13 protein-coding genes and 3 pseudogenes are annotated in these 18562 nt (G+C 54.9%); 9 read left to right on the top strand and 7 right to left on the bottom strand.

Annotated features, from left to right (window positions below; all coding sequences use genetic code 11):
- The first annotated feature begins 327 nt into the window (after positions 1-327).
- Genes rbsK through AACW30_RS17205 form a run of 3 tightly spaced genes read left to right on the top strand, consistent with a single transcriptional unit; the run spans position 328 to position 3664 of the window.
- Positions 328-1257, top strand: coding sequence for a ribokinase (gene rbsK, locus AACW30_RS17215; RefSeq protein ID WP_200625453.1), 930 nt, complete (start codon positions 328-330; stop codon positions 1255-1257).
- Between the two features lie 32 nt (positions 1258-1289).
- Positions 1290-2621 (top strand): L-fucose:H+ symporter permease, encoded by a 1332-nt coding sequence (gene fucP / locus AACW30_RS17210; protein WP_106580327.1) that lies wholly within the window; start codon positions 1290-1292, stop codon positions 2619-2621.
- Complete coding sequence (locus tag AACW30_RS17205) at positions 2618-3664, top strand: aldose 1-epimerase family protein (protein WP_200625452.1); 1047 nt, start codon at positions 2618-2620, stop codon at positions 3662-3664. The genes fucP and AACW30_RS17205 overlap by 4 nt, the downstream gene beginning before the upstream one ends.
- Here the strand turns inward: AACW30_RS17205 and deoR are convergent.
- Positions 3661-4419: a DNA-binding transcriptional repressor DeoR gene (deoR, locus tag AACW30_RS17200; protein WP_119740391.1), complete on the bottom strand. Its 759-nt coding sequence runs from the start codon at positions 4417-4419 to the stop codon at positions 3661-3663. The genes AACW30_RS17205 and deoR overlap by 4 nt on opposite strands.
- A gap of 130 nt (positions 4420-4549) precedes the next feature.
- Here deoR and deoC point away from each other — a divergent pair, with 130 nt between their 5' ends.
- Positions 4550-5233, top strand: coding sequence for a deoxyribose-phosphate aldolase (deoC, locus tag AACW30_RS17195; RefSeq protein WP_200625451.1), 684 nt, complete (start codon positions 4550-4552; stop codon positions 5231-5233).
- A 54-nt stretch (positions 5234-5287) separates the two neighbouring features.
- Here deoC and AACW30_RS17190 read toward each other — a convergent pair.
- A pseudogene (locus AACW30_RS17190) lies at positions 5288-5498 on the bottom strand (winged helix-turn-helix transcriptional regulator); the annotation flags it as partial.
- 1 nt (position 5499) lies between these two features.
- Between AACW30_RS17190 and AACW30_RS17185 the strand changes: the two are divergent.
- A pseudogene (locus tag AACW30_RS17185) lies at positions 5500-5988 on the top strand (SDR family oxidoreductase); the annotation flags it as partial.
- 69 nt (positions 5989-6057) lie between these two features.
- Here the strand turns inward: AACW30_RS17185 and AACW30_RS31575 are convergent.
- The 4 genes from AACW30_RS31575 to AACW30_RS17170 form a co-directional block, all read right to left on the bottom strand.
- On the bottom strand, positions 6058-6312 hold the full coding sequence (locus tag AACW30_RS31575) for a reverse transcriptase domain-containing protein (RefSeq protein ID WP_445262341.1): 255 nt from the start codon (positions 6310-6312) through the stop codon (positions 6058-6060).
- A gap of 1054 nt (positions 6313-7366) precedes the next feature.
- Entirely contained in the window at positions 7367-7582 is a 216-nt protein-coding gene (locus AACW30_RS31570) for an NAD(P)-dependent oxidoreductase (RefSeq protein WP_442793546.1), read from the bottom strand.
- Between the two features lie 496 nt (positions 7583-8078).
- Complete coding sequence (gene cydB / locus AACW30_RS17175; protein WP_200625448.1) at positions 8079-9092, bottom strand: cytochrome d ubiquinol oxidase subunit II; 1014 nt, start codon at positions 9090-9092, stop codon at positions 8079-8081.
- Positions 9093-9129: 37 nt separating this feature from the next.
- On the bottom strand, positions 9130-10536 hold the full coding sequence (locus AACW30_RS17170) for a cytochrome ubiquinol oxidase subunit I (RefSeq protein WP_200625447.1): 1407 nt from the start codon (positions 10534-10536) through the stop codon (positions 9130-9132).
- Between the two features lie 339 nt (positions 10537-10875).
- On the opposite strand from AACW30_RS17170, the gene AACW30_RS17165 reads away from it, so the two are divergent.
- Together AACW30_RS17165 and AACW30_RS17160 are read left to right on the top strand one after the other, a co-directional pair.
- Positions 10876-13149 (top strand): FdhF/YdeP family oxidoreductase, encoded by a 2274-nt coding sequence (locus AACW30_RS17165; protein ID WP_234452734.1) that lies wholly within the window; start codon positions 10876-10878, stop codon positions 13147-13149.
- A gap of 105 nt (positions 13150-13254) precedes the next feature.
- The gene (locus tag AACW30_RS17160; RefSeq protein ID WP_200625457.1) at positions 13255-14196 is read left to right on the top strand and encodes a Dyp-type peroxidase; all 942 of its coding nucleotides are present in this window, start codon (positions 13255-13257) and stop codon (positions 14194-14196) included.
- Between the two features lie 380 nt (positions 14197-14576).
- Here the strand turns inward: AACW30_RS17160 and AACW30_RS17155 are convergent.
- Positions 14577-15083: pseudogene (locus AACW30_RS17155) on the bottom strand (IS5 family transposase); the annotation flags it as partial.
- A 147-nt stretch (positions 15084-15230) separates the two neighbouring features.
- Here AACW30_RS17155 and AACW30_RS17150 point away from each other — a divergent pair.
- Together AACW30_RS17150 and AACW30_RS17140 are read left to right on the top strand one after the other, a co-directional pair.
- Positions 15231-16673, top strand: coding sequence for a mechanosensitive ion channel family protein (locus AACW30_RS17150; protein ID WP_200625446.1), 1443 nt, complete (start codon positions 15231-15233; stop codon positions 16671-16673).
- Between the two features lie 1443 nt (positions 16674-18116).
- The gene (locus AACW30_RS17140; RefSeq protein ID WP_200625445.1) at positions 18117-18560 is read left to right on the top strand and encodes a hypothetical protein; all 444 of its coding nucleotides are present in this window, start codon (positions 18117-18119) and stop codon (positions 18558-18560) included.
- Positions 18561-18562 lie beyond the last annotated feature (2 nt).

The following is an 18562-nucleotide window of genomic DNA, read 5'->3' as shown; positions in this document are numbered from 1 at the left end:
GGGCGGGCAAGTAACTGTCGATGGCGAAGGGGCCGATGGCGGTGATCAACCCCAGCAACAGGGCGAGGTGGGCGATGCTTCGAGACATGGGGTGTTCCGGGTGACGGCGAAAGATCGGCCAGCTTAGAGAGCCGCCCGAGGGGTTACAAGGTGGCGTTTACACAGGGGCTACATTTTTGGCCTTGAGCCTGCCGAGGCCGCCCATTCGGGCTGACCATTGATCTTTGCGCTGAAAAATAGATTGAATAATCACACTTAATGTTATTTAAATAACAAAACAAAAGCGCCACGACCTGCCTGGTCGTGCTGCAACAAGGTGGAATAGCAATGAGCAAGATCGCAGTCATCGGCAGCAATATGGTGGATCTGATTACCTACATCGACCGCATGCCGGCCCAGGGCGAAACCCTCGAAGCGCCGGGGTTTGCCCTCGGTTGCGGCGGCAAGGGTGCCAACCAGGCGGTGGCGGCAGCCAAGCTTGGGACCGATGTATTGATGCTGAGCAAGGTCGGCGACGACATGTTTGCCGACAACACCCTGGCCAACTTCCAGCGCTTTGGCATCGACACTCGTTATGTGCAACGGGTGCCTGGCGTTTCCAGTGGTGTGGCGCCGATTTTTGTGCGCACCGACTCCCACAACAGCATTCTGATCGTCAAAGGCGCCAATGCGTATTTGTCGCCGGCGGACATCGAGGCGGCGGCGGCTGATTTGCGTGAGTGCACGCTGATTGTGTTGCAGCTGGAGATCAATCTGCAGACGGTTTACTACGCCATCGAATTCGCCCACCGACATGGCATTGCGGTGCTGCTCAATCCAGCGCCGGCGCTGCCTGGCCTGGATGCCGACTACCTGGCAAAACTGGATTTTCTGGTCCCTAACGAATCGGAGCTGGCGCTGATCACGGGCCTCACCGTGGACTCGCCGGACTCGGCCCGCGCCGCCGCGCAAACCCTGGTGGCCAGCGGCGTTCGCCACGTCATCGTCACGCTCGGCGAGCAGGGGGCGTTGTACGTGGGCGAGGAGGGCACCTTCCAGGTGCCGGGCCAGCGGGTGGTCGCCCGTGACACCACCGGTGCTGGCGACGCCTTTATCGGGTGTTTCATTCAGCACTGGAACCGCGATGGCGATATTCGCCATGCCATGGAGCAGGCGGTGGCGTATTCCGCGTGCTCGGTGACGGCGCTGGGTACGCAGACCTCCTATCCCGACAGCGAAGCGTTCACGCGCTTCCAGCAACAGCGCCACGCCGTCTAACTCGGCTCCTTAATCCAGCCCGGAGAACAATAATGAACAAACCTGCGCTGCAACAGACACCCGATGGGTTCTACCTGAACCGCACGCCCTGGTTCGCTTTTATTCTGCTGTGCAGCATCTTCGCGTTGTGGGCCGCGGCGGCGAGCATGAACGACGTGCTGATCGCACACTTCAAGAAAGCGTTTTTGCTCAGCGATTTCCAAACCGCCTTTGTGCAGTCTGCGTTTTACCTGGGCTACTTTTTTGTGGCGATTCCGGCAGCGATGGTGGTGCGCCGCCTGAGCTACAAAAGTACGATCCTGATCGGCCTGTCGCTGTACATGCTCGGCTGTTTGCTGTTTTTCCCGGCGGCGTCGACGGCCAAGTACGGCATGTTCCTGCTGGCACTGTTTGTGATCGCGGCCGGGCTGTCGTTCCTGGAAACCGCCTGCAACACCTACTCGACGTTGATGGGCCCACGGGAAACCGGGACGCGGCGCTTGAACATCTCGCAGACCTTTCACCCGTTCGGCGCCATGGCCGGGGTTTATGTGGGCAGCTTTGTGATGTTCAAGGACACCGATGCCACCACTGCACAGCTCAAGCAGATGAGTGTCACCGATGCGGCGGTGCAACAATTGCAAATGATCCAGTCCACGCTGTTGCCCTACAAGTGGATGATCGCCGTGCTGGTGTTGATGTTCATCCTGATCGCTATTACTCGTTTCCCGGCCTGCAAGGGCAACGCACCTGTCGACAATACGTCTGGCAGCTTGCGCAAAAGCCTGGGGCGGCTGTGGCGTAACCCGCGGTTTACCTTTGGCGTGCTCGCGCAATTTCTGTATGTGGGCGCACAGGTGGGCGTGTGGAGTTTCACCATTCGCCTGGCCATGCAAATGGGCGGCATGAATGAGCGCAGCGCTTCATGGTTTCTGCTGACCACCTTTGCCGCCTATTTTGTCGGCAAGTTGATCGCCAATCTATTGATGCGGCGCCTGCACCCGGCCAAGGTCTTGGCGATCTACGGGGTGCTGTGCATTGTGCTGCTGGCCTACACCATTCTGGTGCCGAACATTTCTGCGGTGTACGCCGCGGTCGGCGTGAGTATTTTTCTCGGCCCGTGCTGGCCGACCATCTACGGCCTGACCATCGATGGCCTGGGTGAGGACACGGGTGTCGGCGGTTCATTGCTGGTGATGAGCATCGTCGGCGGCGGGGTGATTCCGATCTTCCAGGGCCTGTTGTCCGACGCCAGTGGCGGCAACATGCAGCTGGCCTATAGCGTACCGCTGCTGTGCTTTATCGTGATTGTGATGTACGCGGTCAAATGCCTGCGCCAGCCGGACGCGTTGCCCTCAAGTGCAGCCGCGGCGGTGGCCTCATGAATACGCGTATCCCGTTGTACCGCGCGGTGTTTGCCGAGCAGGAAAGGGTGCTTTTGCAGTCTGAGGATTTCAAGGTCAGCGCCTGGACTTATGCGTCTGGCGTGTTGGCGGTGAGCCTGGAGAACAGCCGTGGACGTCTGGTCGTGTTGCCGTATCAAGGGCAGATGATTTGGTCGGCCGAATTTGACGGCTGCGACCTGACCATGCGCAACCTGTTCGACGAGCCCAGGCCAAGCCCGACGGTCATCGACACTTACGGTTGCTTCATGTTTCACAGTGGCCTGTTGCGCAACGGATGCCCGGCGCCGGATGACACGCATGCCTTGCACGGTGAAATGCCCTGCGCGCCCATGGACTCGGCCTGGCTGGAACTCGGCGAGGGCTTTGTGCGCCTGGGCGGTTCGTATCACTATGCCAAGGGATTCGGCGATCGGTACCGGGCGAGCCCGAGCGTAACGCTGCGCGCCGACTCAGCCTTGTTCGATATCGACATGGACGTGACGAACCTGGCCGGCAAGCCGATGGACCTGATGTACATGGCCCACATGAACTACGCGTACGTGGACGACGCTCGATTCGTCGAGCCACTGGGCATGCAGCGCTTGCGCCTGCGCACCAGTGTGCCGGACCACGTCAAGCCGACGCCGGACTGGAGCGCCTACATGGCGCAACTGGCCGAGCATCCAACCCAGTTGGCCAGCCTCGACACGCCTGCGCTGTACGACCCTGAGATCGTGTTTTTCTTCGACGACGTGGGCACAGACGCCACGGGCTACGCACATTTCTTACTGGATCATCCGGCTGGTACGGCGTTCTACACCCGTTACCGCCCCGAACAATTCGCGCACGCTGCACGCTGGATTCTGTACACGCCGGATCAGCAAGTGGCGGCGTTCGTGCTGCCATCGACCTGCGAACCCGAGGGCTATAACGCCGAGAAAGCCAAAGGCCACGTAAGGTGCCTGGCGGCCGGGGCCAGCGCCTCGTTCAGCGTGACCACCGGCTATTTGAATGCGCAGGAACGGCAGACATTACTGGGTTAGATCAGCAACTGCGCGCCGCTGGCCTGGATGGCTTCTTTATAAGCGCGCGGGATTTTCTTGTCGCTGACCACGTACTGGAAGTCTTCCAGGTTGGCGAAGTGGGCGGTGCGCACCGTGTCGAACTTGCTGAAGTCGGCCAGCAACACGCGCTGCTGGGCCTGGCGCAGGACCTTTTGTTTGACCTCGACTTCATTGAAGTTGAAGCACGTCACGCCGAACGCCTGACTGACGCCGGCGGCAGTCACGAAGGCCCAGGTCAGGCGCACGCTGTCGAGGATGCTGCTTTCGGCGCTGCTTTCAAAGACCTGGTTCTTGCGGTGAAAGGTACCGCCGCACAACACGATGTGGCAGTTGGCTTTGTTCTGCAGTTTGAGCAGCACGTTCAACGAACTGCACACCGCGGTGAACTCCAACTCATCGGGGATGAAATCAATAACAAAGGGCGAGGTGGTGCCGCAGTCGAAAAACACCGTGTCGCCGGGCTGTATCAGCCGCGCGGCGAGCTTGCCGATACGGCGTTTCTCCTCGACGTGGCGTGTGTCCTGGTCGGCTACGCGGTAATCGCCGGCCTCGCCGCTGACCCGGGTGATGTAGCCACCCAGCAGGCGTACGTGCTCGGTGAAGTGGTTGAGATCGCGGCGCAGGGTCATCTCGGACACTTCCAGCAGCGCAGCCATTTCCCGCAGGTGGATGGCGTTCTGGTCCTGCAAAGCTTGTTGGATAAGCTTGAGTCGCTCGGCTTTTTTACTGTCCACGCGTATTCCAGGGCTTGATTGTTTGTGTTAGATAAGTAACATTTAATGATATTATTGTAACGCATTAATGTGGGCATTGTGACAAGCGCGTCCCACGATCATTGGCAACATACAGGCAAGGGCACGTTAAATGAACTCTCTTCAACCCGCAGCATTGGCCAAGTACATCGATCACACCTTACTGGCGCCCGACGCCTCCCGTGAGCAAATTCGCACCTTGTGCGAGGAGGCCATGCAGCATGGTTTTTATTCAGTGTGCCTGAACTCCGCGCAAGTGCCTTACGCCGCCTCATGCCTGACTGACAACAACGTGGTGATCTGTGCGGTGGTGGGCTTTCCACTGGGCGCCGGCTTGAGCGACACCAAGGCCTTTGAAGCTGAACGGGCGATTGCCGCCGGGGCAGGGGAGATCGACATGGTGCTCAATATCGGCTGGCTGAAGGAAGGGCTGCTTGAGGCGGTGCGTGAAGACATCGCCGCGGTTCACAGGGCCTGCGGCGCTGTGCCGTTGAAGGTCATCCTGGAAACCTGCCTGTTGAGCGACGAACAGAAAGTCCAGGCGTGTGAAATCTGCCGGGACCTGGGTGTGGCGTTCGTGAAGACGTCCACCGGGTTCAGCCGTAGCGGTGCGACTGCAGAAGACGTGGCGCTGATGCGCAAAACCGTGGGCGCCGGCGTTGGCGTAAAAGCCTCCGGTGGCGTGCGTGATTATCCGACGGCGGTGAAGATGATCGAGGCCGGAGCTACGCGTCTGGGCAGCAGTTCGGGCATTGCGATAGTCGGTGGGGCAACGACGGCGGCGAGCGGTTATTGATTGGCGCTTATATAACTCAACAAAATAGACATTTAGTTGAGTTATGCAATTAGATTATATCGAGGAGCGGCTTTCAAGACGGGCGAGGGCAGCCATGCGACGCTCGCTGATGCGTTCCACAGCGTCCATGTGTTCTGTTCCCCACACACAGCGTCCCCAATGCCGTGGCCAGCGAGCGCCCGAATGGCGTCAGCGAGTATTCAACCTTCGGCGGGATTTCCTGGTAGTCGACGCGGGCGATGATCTCATCACGCTCCAACTCCTTTGCGGGCCTGGGGGATTTTCAGCCGATTGGTTCGATCACGGAGGAATCGTTTGACCGTACGTTCGGCATCAACGTCAAGGGCACGTTGTTCACCGTGCAAAAGGCTTTGGCACTGATGAGCACTGGAGGCTCTGTCATCTTGACCGGTTCAACCACAGGCACCATGGGCACACCGGCGTTCAGCGTATACAGCGCCACTAAGGCCGCGCTGCGTAATTTCGCCAGAAGCTGGGCGCTGGACCACAAAGGCACTGGCATTCGTGTCAACGTACTTTCGCCCGGGCCGATCGCGACGCCTGGCCTGGACCTGGCGTTGTCAGGCACTGGCCAGAAGGATGCGATCATTGACGACATGACTGCACAGGTTCCACTGGGACGAATCGGCCAGGCAGCAGAAGCTGCGGCCGCAGCATTGTTCCTGGCATCGGATGAGAGCAGCTTCATGACCGGCAGTGAAATGTTCGTGGATGGAGGATTTGCCCAGGTGTGACGCCAACAGGGGTTTTGCCCGTTGAAATCTGACGGGCACTTGTCGAGATTTATTAATGTCTCGAAAGCTTTATCCTATTGAAAACATGAGTCTTACACAGCTCAAAGGCGGGCTATGCTTGACTTCTTGATGTTGGTCGATCTCATCAAAGAACGCCGTGATATCCGCATCGAGTATCCAGTTCACTTTCTGACCCTTGAGCGCGACCGTCAACGCATCCAGCGCATCGTGCTGGCTACGTCCCGACCGGAACCCATACGAGAATCCCAGAAAGTCCTCTTCATAGATCGCATTCAGAACGGTAACGACCGCCTGCTGTACGATCTTATCCTCCAGAGAGGCAATACCCCGCGGACGTAGCCTGCCGTCGGCTTTGGGGATATAGACTCGCCCCGAGGCGTTGCTCGATAGGCCCCGCTGTGGAGCCTTGCGTGCAGATCGGTCACCCGCTGGAGAAGACCTTCCTCATATTCTCGCGACGACATGCCGTCCACACCCACCGCAGCATCACGGCGAAGTGCATAGAAGCTCTGCGCCAATAACTGCGGTGTGATGTGGTGCAGCAATGCCGTGAACTGCATGCCCTTGTTCCTTCGGGCTGCTTCCCGTACACCTTCAAGTCCCATCGACGCGCAACTGATCCGGCTCTGTGTCCGGGGCGCGGGGAACGTGTCGGTGTTTCCCTTGGCTACGTCCCTTTCCTCCACCATCTCCGCAGGGCTTAGCCCCTTGTTCAACGGCTTCTCAGGTACTACGGACGTATCCGACTTCTCAGCGGCGTGAACAGCAGGGTTACGGCTTTTGGCCTTTCCTGCTCCGCCCGATACTTGCGCACCGGGCACCGCTGATATCTCCCAGTTTCTGTGCGAAGGACTTCCTGACGTGCACAGGGTCTCCGACCGCGCGGGATCAGAGCATGACTGGCGTATAGCGCCATGCTCCGTATTGCCTTCTGCTTCGGTTAACAGCATCGGCACCCCGAATTCCTGATTACGCGGCTCAATGGCTGGCCCATCGGTTTCACCCTGCACCTCACGGTGCAACATGCATGACTCGGAGTCTGGTTGATACGCCATTTCTTACCAGTATCGAGCTTTCATCGACTATCCTCCGCCAGCTTTAACTGGCGCTCTAACCGTCCGGCCAACACACCCTTATGCCATCGCTTAAGGCGATGGTGTCCACCCCAAGCCAAATTCGGAAAGCCTCCCAAAATTGACGAATGCACTGGAAGTTGAGAGACCCCAGGTCGGAAAATTTCACGCAGTGTGCAATGACCCATCAAGTGCCAATCGACACCGTGGTCAATCGAAGGGCCCTCTCAGAGTCCCGGGTGCCGAGAAACTCAGCCATGCCCGAGATTTCGGATGGGGGTTGATCATCTCCTACGCCCAGTGGCTGGAACGTCCAGTGTGCCCGCAGCATAACGTGCTTGCGCCGAGAGCGAGGTTCCGGACATATGAGGTGTCATACCGTTGAACGGCATAGTCCGCCAGGGATGTTCGGGTGATGCCGGCTGAGGAAGCCAGACGTCTGCTGCATAACCTGCGATATGTCCTGACTCCAAAGCTCTGACAAGAGCATCGCGCTCCACCAATTTGCTTCTTTCGGCGGTCAAATAAGCAGGCCAGAATGTTTGAGATATAACCACCTCGGCGTCAGGCAGGAGACGTTCGAACTCAGAGTTTGGCCCGTCCTGTCGCTGATCACAATGAGCTCATGGCCGCCCCGTTCCAAATAATTGCGAAGCCCCAACTCCCCTGAAACACAGCCCACCAGTTCACCGGGTTTTAACCCGAGAGGCCCCATTGGTGTCGGCGTTGTCTGGCCATTGGCATACGTAGTGATGGTTGGAATCTCATCTCTTGCGTAACGAGGTGGATAGCCATCAACAGGGTCGGGATAAAGAACACATAGTATTTTGCCATGAACTTTATCTGCCGTGTGTCGTGTGGCTTTCTGTTCAGCCAGGATAAAGCGATTGGGTTGTATGTCAGCGAAGGGCAGTGAAAGGGGGAAGGTGTCCAACTGAGGCCATCTATTTAGCCGCGCACTCAAAATTGGACACCCGGACCTACCAAGCTTGGCACCTAGTGGTGATAGCCTTCACCCAATTTAACTTTACCTCTGAAAACGTAATAGCTCCACGCGGTATAGACCAGAATGAAGGGAAGCGTAAACAGTGCTCCGATCAGCGCAAACAGCTGGCTTGCCACCGGCGAGGCCGCCTGCCACATAGAAATGGACGGCGGTACGATATTGGGCCAAATGCTGATGCCCAAGCCACTGTAGCCAAGGAAAATTACGAGCAGTGTCAACAGAAACGGACTTGCGGTTGCTCGATGCGCCAGCGTGATCAATGTGGCAATGAAACAGAACAGCAACAGCAGTGGTACAGGCAGGAAATAGAGCAGGTTAGGCATCGTGAACCAACGTTGCGCGATCTCCGGATGGGCGAGCGGGGTCCAGATGCTGATCACTGCAATGACGAACAACAGGGCATAGATGAAGTAGGACGAAAATCGGTACATATCCTCCTGCAATCTGCCTTCAGTTTTCATGATCAGCCAGGTGCTTCCCAACTGGGCATAGGCTATCAGCAGTGCGAAACCACAAAACAGCGGGAAGGGACGAAGCCAGTCGAGACTGCCACCTGCGTAGGCATTGTTGACGACTGGGATGCCGTCAAGGAAGGCACCGAGCGCAACGCCTTGGCTGAAAGTGGCAACGATAGAACCGCCGACGAAAGCCTTATCCCACCAATGCCGATTGCGCTCACTGGCCTTGAACCGGAACTCGAAGGCGACACCCCGAAAAATCAGGCCCAGCAACATGATGATCAGGGGCAAATACAGCGCGCTGAGAATGACTGAATAAGCCAAGGGAAACGCTCCGAAAAGCCCGGCGCCCCCGAGTACCAGCCACGTCTCGTTGCCATCCCATACGGGTGCAACCGTGTTCATCATGACATCTCGCTCTTCTTTGTCTTTGATCGCAAGAAAGAGCAATCCCACGCCTAGATCAAAGCCATCCATCACGACATACATCATGACGCCGAAGATGATGATCAATGCCCAAATCAAACTCAGGTCGATGCCGCCCATAGCGCTCGCTCCTCAAACTCGGAAAGGTGTCTGAACATCATTTTTCATCTGCAGCCGATAGTGGCCTGGCAGGTGTTCGTTGTTGACCTGCGCCGCCTTCAGGCGCGGGTTCCGCCCCGTGAGCCTGCGGCCCTTTGTGCACGAGTTTGAGCATGTAAGCGATGCCTGCACCGAAGAGGGCGAAGTAAACAAGGACGAACAGCACCAAGCTAATGCTGACTTGTGAAACGGTCAGTGGGGACACCGCGTCAACCGTTCGCAGCAGGCCGTACACCACCCATGGCTGACGGCCCATTTCGGTAGTCACCCATCCTGCCAACAACGCAATGAGTCCAGAGGGGCCCATGCAGAGCCAAAATGCCAAAAACGGACGTGAGGTGTATAGCTTCTGTCCGCGCCGCAGCCACAGGCTCAGTAGTCCGGCAAGGATCATCAGCATTCCCATACTGACCATCAATCTGAACGTCCAGAAAATCACGGTTGAATTAGGTCGGTCTTCTGGCGGGAATGACTTGAGCGCCGGAATCTGCTTGTCGAGGCTGTGGGTGAGAATCAAGCTGCCCAGCACTGGAATTTCAATCGCGTAGCGGGTTTTTTCCGCTTTCATGTCCGGCCATCCCGCCAGAATAAGAGGCGAGGGCTCACCAGGAACGTTTTCCCAGTGGCCTTCGATGGCGGCGATTTTCGCAGGTTGGTGTTCGAGCGTATTCAATCCGTGAGCGTCTCCGACCACCGCCTGAATCGGCGCCACGATCAGTGCCATCCACGCAGCCATCGACAACATAGTGCGCGCTGCCGGCGTGTCGTGACCGCGCAACAGGTGCCAGGCGCCTGATGCACCCACAAAAAAAGCAGTCGCCAAGAATGCTGCGATGGCCATGTGAGCAAGTCGGAACGGGAATGAGGGGTTGAACACCACCGCCAGCCAGTCCACAGGTACCGCACGACCACCAACGATTTCGAATCCCTGTGGCGTATGCATCCAGCTGTTAGATGAAAGGATCCAGAACGTTGAAATGAGGGTACCCAACGACACCATGGCCGTAGCAAAGAAATGCAGTCCACGGCCAACCTTTTCCCAGCCGAAGAGCATAACGCCTAGAAAACCTGCTTCAAGAAAAAAGGCGGTGAGTACTTCGTACGTTAACAAAGGCCCAGTGATGCTGCCGGCAAAATAGGAAAAGCCACTCCAGTTTGTTCCGAACTGATAGGCCATGACCAGTCCAGAAACCACGCCCATACCGAAATTCAGCGCGAAGATCTTTACCCAAAAAGTGTAAAGATCCTGATATACATCTCGTCCGGTTTTAAGCCACAAACCCTCCAGCACCGTAAGGAAGCTGGCCAAGCCAATTGTTATTGCAGGGAAAACGATGTGGACGCCAACAGTAAACGCGAACTGAATTCGCGCTAAATCAATTGCAGTCGAATCGATTATGTCCATGCTTTTCTGCCTCTCAGGAAGGGTGCAAATTTGCCTGGGAATACAGCTGGGAAGGCAACTACGCTGGCCCGGGTTATTGGCTTTCCTTTGCCTTGACATGGTGATGCATGCCGCCTAGATTCTAGATCACTGTCGAAAATCATGAGCAAATATTTTTCTTGACTAATGAGAGGAGCTCTCAAGTAGGGTTCTGAGTTGTCTATTTGTTTTGTGCTGTGTGGTTGTGACGTTTACCTCTCGCTAAGAGGGTGAAAGTTACGTAATGCCGTATTATAGCGGCAGGAAATATGCATCTATTGGCTCTCACCTCCTTGGTTATGAGTCGTATGTGGAGCGATCATGGCGATTAAGCGAAAAGTACCCGGTGTTCGAAATTACGATGGCCCTGCAGGAGGTTGGGGTGCACTTAAGGCTACTGCGACGGCAGTGCGTGAGCAGATGGATACGCTGAAGGCTCCTCTTACGTTAATGAGAACCAATCAGCCAGATGGATTTGATTGCCCTGGTTGTGCATGGCCAGATAAAGAGCACAAATCAACCTTCCAGTTCTGCGAAAACGGCGCGAAAGCAGTCACTTGGGAGGCCACCAACAAACGTGTCCCCCCTGAGTTTTTTGCCAAACATCCGGTTGCCACCCTGCTTAAACGTACCGACTTCGAACTGGAGGATTTAGGGCGACTGACTCACCCGATGGTTTACGACCGGACGACTGATACATACCAGCCGGTCGAGTGGGAGACCGCATTTGCGCGAATCGGTGAAATATTACGCGGACTGCCACCCAACCAAGTCGAATTTTACACGTCAGGCAGAGCATCCAATGAGGCGGCCTACTTGTGGCAACTGTTTGCACGTAATTTAGGTACCAACAACTTTCCAGATTGCTCGAACATGTGCCATGAGCCAACTAGTGTAGGTTTGCCGCGCTCAATTGGCATGGGTAAAGGGTCCGTGTCATTGGACGATTTCGAACTGTGTGAACTGGTTATTTCTATCGGACATAATCCAGGCACCAACCACCCAAGAATGATGGGGACGCTGCACGAAATTTCCCGGCGTAAAGTTCCAATCATGGTAATGAATCCATTGCGAGAGCGAGCACTAGAGCGATTTGCCGACCCGCAAGACATGATTGAAATGGCAACTTATGGTTCAACACGTATTGCCTCTACTTATTTGCAGGTCAAGGCCGGTGGTGATGCGGCAGCGATTAAAGGTGTAATGAAGTCACTGTTGGAAATGGAAGAGTCGGTAGGGCAAGTGCTTGATTATGATTTTATTGAAAAGCATACCAACGGTTTCGAGGCGCTCAAGGCAGACTTGTTGGCCACCGAATGGCCCGATATCGAGTTTGCCAGCGGATTAATCAAAGCTGACATGGAAAAAGTCGCGGCGGCCTATGCGAAATCCAATGCCACCATCGTAACGTATGGAATGGGGATAACCCAGCACAACGAAGGAACCGCCAATGTAAGACTGATATGCGATCTTCTGATGCTGCGAGGCAACATCGGCAAGCCCGGCGCAGGCATATGTCCGCTGCGCGGGCATTCCAATGTACAAGGAAACCGAACAGTAGGTATTACCGAGAAACCTTCCAGTGAGTTCCTCGGCAAGATTGAAGAAGTGCTGGGTTTTAAACCTCCGACGGAGCACGGTCACGACTCAGTGCAGGCCATGCAAGCGATGATTGCCGGCGAGTCAAAAGCACTGCTTTGTCTTGGAGGAAACTTTGTCGTCGCATTGCCTGATCCAGGCCAGTGTTTCCCGGCGATGGGTAAACTGGATTTGACTGTGCACATCGGTACAAAACTCAATCGCACCCACTTGCTGGTTTCCAAGGAAACGTATCTGTTTCCTTGCCTGGGCCGCACCGAACTCGATGTACAGAACGGAGAGCGCCAATCAATTACCGTCGAAGATTCGATGTCGATGGTTCATGCATCAGCCGGCAAGTTGACGCCGGCGTCCGAATTTTTGCGTTCAGAGCCAGCCATCGTGGCGGGTATGGCGACGGCCGCGTTGCCTGATAGCAAAGTGCCGTGGATGGAGCTCTCGGCTGACTATGACAAGATTCGCGACTTGATTGAAAAAACCATTCCAGGCTTTGATAACTACAACGAACGTATTCGCGTTCCCGGTGGTTTTCGCATGCCGCTACCGGCTACGGAGCGTATCTGGATGACGCCATCGGGAAAGGCCGAGTTCTTCGTGTTTCCTGGCTTACATGAGGATAAGCAGGTCGATGGTGATGATGTGTTACGGCTGATTACTCTGCGTAGCCATGACCAATACAACACGACGATCTATGCGCTGGACGATCGTTATCGTGGCGTCTTCGGGCGTAGGGATGTGTTGTTCATGAACCCAGCCGACCTCGCGGCGAGAGGCTTGGCTCATGGGGATTTGGTGGATATCGAAACGGTCGTTTCTGGACGTAAGCTGCGATACGAAAAAATAACGGCTATTGAGTACAAAATATCGGCTGGTTCAGTGGGAGCATATTATCCCGAGGCGAACACGCTGGTACCTTTGGACTACATCGACAAGGACAGTGGAACGCCGTCGTACAAGTCGGTGCCCGTGCGTGTGATACGCTCGGAGCTGAATTGATCACGTAACGGTATCCGGTTGGTCTTTCTCAAATTGAAGGAGGCGCGTTTTGCGCCTCCTTTTTTTGCTCCACTAGGTGAAGCTTCTATGGGGAATATTTCAATGATGAGCACCGATGCTCCTGAACCACAAGCGGTGTGTAGCCCGACTACCAGCAGCGCTATTTTCATCGTGGCAACCCTCAAGGCTGGAAAAGAGTCCGCAGAAAAAGTGAAGAACTGGTGCGCTGATATTGCAGCGATAACACGCTCTGTCGGCAAGCGAGTCCCTGCGGGCAATCTTTCGTGTGTCTGTGGATTTTCCTCCAGTGCTTGGGACGTTTTGTTCGCAAGTCCGCGTCCAGTTTCATTGCATGGGTTTCGCGAGTTTGGTGTCGACGGGCGACGCGCTATATCCACTCCGGGCGATATCCTTTTGCATATTCGTGCAGATCAGATGGATCTTTGTTTTGAGTTGGTGACGCAGTTCACTTCTGTGCTAGGCGATGCCATCACGGTCATTGATGAGGTTCATGGATTTCGATATTTCGACATGCGCAGCATCATTGGATTTGTTGATGGCACCGAAAACCCAGTAGGTCGCAAGGCAGCCAACTTTACGATAGTGGGGGATGAAGACCCTGCTTTCAGTGGAGGAAGCTACGTGCTGGTACAGAAGTATCTGCACAACATGGTGGCATGGAATCAGTTATCTGTCGAAGCGCAGGAGCATGTGATCGGGCGGAAAAAGCTTTCCGACATCGAGCTGGATGAGTCGGTCAAACCGAGCAATTCGCACAGCTCTTTGACGACGATTACGAAGGATGGTGAGGAGGTGAAAATCTTACGTGACAACATGCCGTTTGGACGACCTGGTGCAGGTGAGTTTGGGACTTTTTTCATCGGTTATGCTCGTTCACCCGAACCACTTGAACAGATGCTTGAAAATATGTTCGTCGGCAAACCACCAGGGAATTACGACAGGCTGCTCGACTTCAGTACGGCTGTCACAGGCAACCTTTTTTTCGTGCCGTCGTTGGATTTACTTGAGGAGTTGGCTGATCGCTAGCTGACGGAAAACCCTCTGTCCTTATTAGCTTTGCTCTCTCCAAGCCGGGTCAATCGCGTTATCTGATCCTCAACGTGCAGAGAGAGCTAAAGCGTCTACAACTCTCGTTCGTCGGCATCGCTGATGACTCATAGAGCGCTTTGATGAGCGCCCTACTATTTCGATCGGGTGGCTGTTCCTCAGGAAAATAACGCAAGCACTCCCTGCAAAGGTCGGGGTTATTAGCACTGCGATTTAGTATAATATTTCCACTTCTAAGGATGCTCCGATCAACTTTCCGCGTGTGCGGCAAGTCGAAAATTCACTCGACATACAGCATTATTCGCTGAAAATCGAATGATGCGTCGTACAGGGAGGGCGTTTTCGCCCGCTCTCCAGTGTTAAGAGCGCAACTCACCCCTACCCATCAGCTGTTTTCGAGCCATCCACAGATTCGATGGGGCGAACAGCGTGTTCAGTTGAAACGTGTTTTTCATCAGCCCATGGAAGCGCACTTTCACGTAGCCAAACTGACGCTTCATCACCCGAAACGGATGCTCGACCTTGGCCAGTATCTGAGCTTTGCAGTACTCAATCTTGCGCTTGGCCTTGTAGAGCATGCTGCGTTTATTCAGCATGGACTACGTGCTGCACCGCGCCGCGATTTGCCAGATGACCTCACGATTTTTATGCTCTTTACGCTTCTCGACACCGGTGTATCCAGCGTCTGCATAAACCGCGTTTTCTTCTCCATGTAACAGCTCGGCGACCTGCGTGATATCGGCCACATTCGCCGCAGTGCCCTGAACATGATGAACTAGTCCCGACTCTACATCGGCGCCGATATACGCCTTCACCCCGAAGAAGTATTAGTTACCTTTCTTGGCCTGTGTGGCCTGGACCGGCCTAGAAAACCCGCGCAGCGGGCGCTGATGGAGGTGCTCGACGAGATCCATCCCTGTCTAGTCTCAAGTTTTCTTAAGGGCTATGGTGTTGCAATCGATGTACCTTTCATCCCCGCATGCCGGAATTTCATTCACTCAAGAGTCGCCTGAATGCTCTCATTTGTTTCTGATCACCCGATGTTCTGCGCTTTGACGCTGATCCTGACTGACATTCTCCTGTGGCGGCTGATCGCCGCCGATGCCAGCAACTTGAAGCTGGCGGTACGGTTGGTGATCTTCGCCGTATTTAGCACCTTGCTGTTCAACGAGGGTATGAACCCAATGCAGGTTGCGCCCTGGGCGGAGGACGTGTCGTTGCACCTGGCGGCCACGGCATTGCAGATCGGTTGGTGGCTGTACGCCGCGCGTACCCTTACGGTGTTACTGGGCGTGGTGATGATGCAGCGGGTCGAACATGGTGGGCGGTTGCTGCAAGAGCTGATGGGCGCGGCGATCTTCCTGATTGCGATCGTCGCCGCCATGGCCTACGTACTCGACCTGCCGGTCAAGGGCGTGCTAGCCACTTCCGGCGCCGTGGCGATCATCGTCGGCCTGGCGTTGCAAAGCACGTTAAATGACGTGTTTTCCGGTATCGTGCTCAACACCACCAAGCCCTATCAAGTGGATGACTGGATCTCCATCGATGGCACCGAAGGCCGAGTCACTGACATCGACTGGCGCGCCACGCGGCTGCAAACCTCCCAGGGCAGCATGGCGGTGATTCCCAACTCGTTGGCGGCCAAGGCCAAAATCATCAACTTCTCGCGCCCGGCGAATATGTTCGGTCTGGTGGTCAGCGTGCAAGTCAGCCCCCATGCACGACCGCAAGTGGTGATAGAAGCCCTGGAGCGGGCCATGCAAGGTTGCCGGCCACTCTTGGTCGACCCGGCGCCCAGTGTCGCTTTCAAGACCTCCACCAGCGACGGGGTGGAATATGAAATCAGTGGTTTTGTGCTGGCCAGGGGGCAGAAACGTGAAGTGCGCAACCAGCTCTACGACCTAGCCTATCGGCATCTTGCGGCGGCCGGTGTGAGCTTGCTGTCGGCCTCCGAGGGGGCGACACCGGCAGCCACATCGCGGGCACGGGCACTGCTGGAAAGCTCGAATATCTTCTCCACCTTGCGTCAGGAGGAGAAGGAAAACTTCAGCCAGAATATGACCCTGCAAACCTTCCGTGCCGGCGAGATGATCTTGCCAGCCGGAGAGGTCAGTGACCATCTGTTTATCATTGAATCCGGCGTGGTCTCGGTGATGTTGAGCAAAGACGGGCACAAATTCGAAGCTGGGCGCATGGGCCCGGAGGAAGTGATTGGCGAGGGTGGGGTCTTGTCTGACCTGGCGGTATCGGCGGACTTCACGGCCAAGACCTATTGCACGCTGTATCGGATTGAGAAGGAGTACCTCAAGCCTTACCTGGATGTGCGCAACGACATTAGTGAGGCGATGAAAAACCTGCTGGACTTCAGACTACATACGGCGCAGAACCTGACTCAGGAAGCGCCGGTAGTGCCAACGAAAAAGGGCTTCTTGCAGTGGTTGCGTAATTTGACTTAACGCCGGGGATTACCGAACTGGCTATTAGTCTAGGACAGTGGGGTGACTAAGCGGGGCATCACTTCTTACGGTCTTGGGAGCATAATCATGTAAACGCGTACTGACCTTTACACCGTTTCGTCTGACGCCATGAACGCGATGCTGGCGCTGGTGCGTTTACGGGCTTCGCAGATCAATGAATGTGTGTTGGATACTCGCAAAAGCGGGGTGACGGTGCGTCGGTTGTATACGTTTTCGGTTTGGCAGGAAACGCGGCGCCTCAGAATCTTTTATGTTCAAGTCGAACTCAATCACTCCTGGCTTCTTTTCTGTGAGCAGCCAAGTGATTCGTTTCGTGTAACCATAGCCGCAGGAAGCGGTGTCAATCGTGGGCATAGCAGCCATCACGCAGCCGATTCGAAAGCGTACTCGCAGCTTCAAATCTCATTCGCCAAGGCTGCGGGATATGCTGGTCACGCACAATCACGAAAGGGTAGCCATCAACTCCGTCGACTTGTGATTCTGACACAAGCTCACGAAGCTCATTAATCGACATTACATATGCCTCACCAATCGGCTGTGCTCAGTCTTGGCTACCGATTTCATCGAGCACTGCCAAATACGGTTACGCTTGAGCATCACCGGGACATAGACTTTTCAAATGCAACAATGCTTCACGTCGTGCACGTTCCCGCCGCCATAGGGATTTTAAATCGGGACTCATCGGTATCTCCCTGACACAGTAAAATGCACCTCGATTAACAGACTTCAGGATGACTAGCTGACGGTATCGGCCCCTGCAAGTCAGGAGCCGAAAAGTATTCTGAGTGGATAGATTTCTGAGCGAAAATGCAATTCCACGAGCACGTACAATGATAGGTGGCCGACAATAATTATTACAAGCACGCCCTCATTGTTTATGTCGCGCTTCCAAAACGCTAAGCCAATAGACAGGAGGGCAACCGAAATTCAGGGGCTCCTTTCAAGGCGTGAGTTCCATTGAGATATCTTTATATAATTCGAGTGCTTCTCTTGAACGTCTAATCATTAATGTTTAACAAGCGATCAGCCAGCTCTATCACTGATCCGAAGTGCTGCACGAGGGAGTGATAGAGTCGATTGATAGGCTGGTCGATCAGAATGATTAGACAGTATGGTTGCAGGGTATTAACCTAGAGATATTATTTTGTTTTCCTTGTCGGTAGGCAATATTGCGTACTAGCTATTTGCGACGTTGAATATTTATACTGACCATTTGTAATGCTCGAGAATATATCAGTGATGCCTCCGAATGACGATCGGCGGGCACTTTCGCACTCAGCTCGCCCCTCCTTAACGCCGACACAAGTGGCGAATGGGGGGCGGTAAAAATTACAGTGCGATTGATCATTAGCGGCAATCGGTTCGCCCAAGAGGTGGTAGTTAATGAGAGATGCTAGATATCGAGAAGCAAAGGGCTTGCTGATGTATCAGAACACCCTATTTGATTTGTGCCCGGAGTTATTGACGCTGGATGACGCACAAGGCGAGAAGCTATTTCGCGACTTTATTCGTCACGTCAACTACAGTGGCCAGATTTTTGATTGGGCACAGCATCTCAAATTATATCGTTGGCTAGAGCGCTCTTCTTACGCAAAGGCCTTGGGGGGGAAGCATTTAGATGCCGTCATGGCGGCTGCCGTTTCGCTATGGTGCGAAAAAGATAATAGTGCGCACACGGGTGTCGCCCTTGTACATCGCAATAGTTCTACGATGATACTGGGCTGGAAGTCAATTGGCATTCGTGGCCACTCTGAACTTGAGGCACTGCCGAGGGCATGCCAGTTATTATCGATCAGTGATTTTGCATTCTGTCATATCTCTACTAATAACCGCCCCTTGCCACAGCACTTCCAAGTACTAAATTAATA

The organism is Pseudomonas sp. MF6747, assembly GCF_963890955.1.
Lineage (GTDB): Bacteria > Pseudomonadota > Gammaproteobacteria > Pseudomonadales > Pseudomonadaceae > Aquipseudomonas.
Note: the sequence above shows the minus strand (reverse complement) of the source record. Positions and strands in the feature narration are given on the sequence as shown.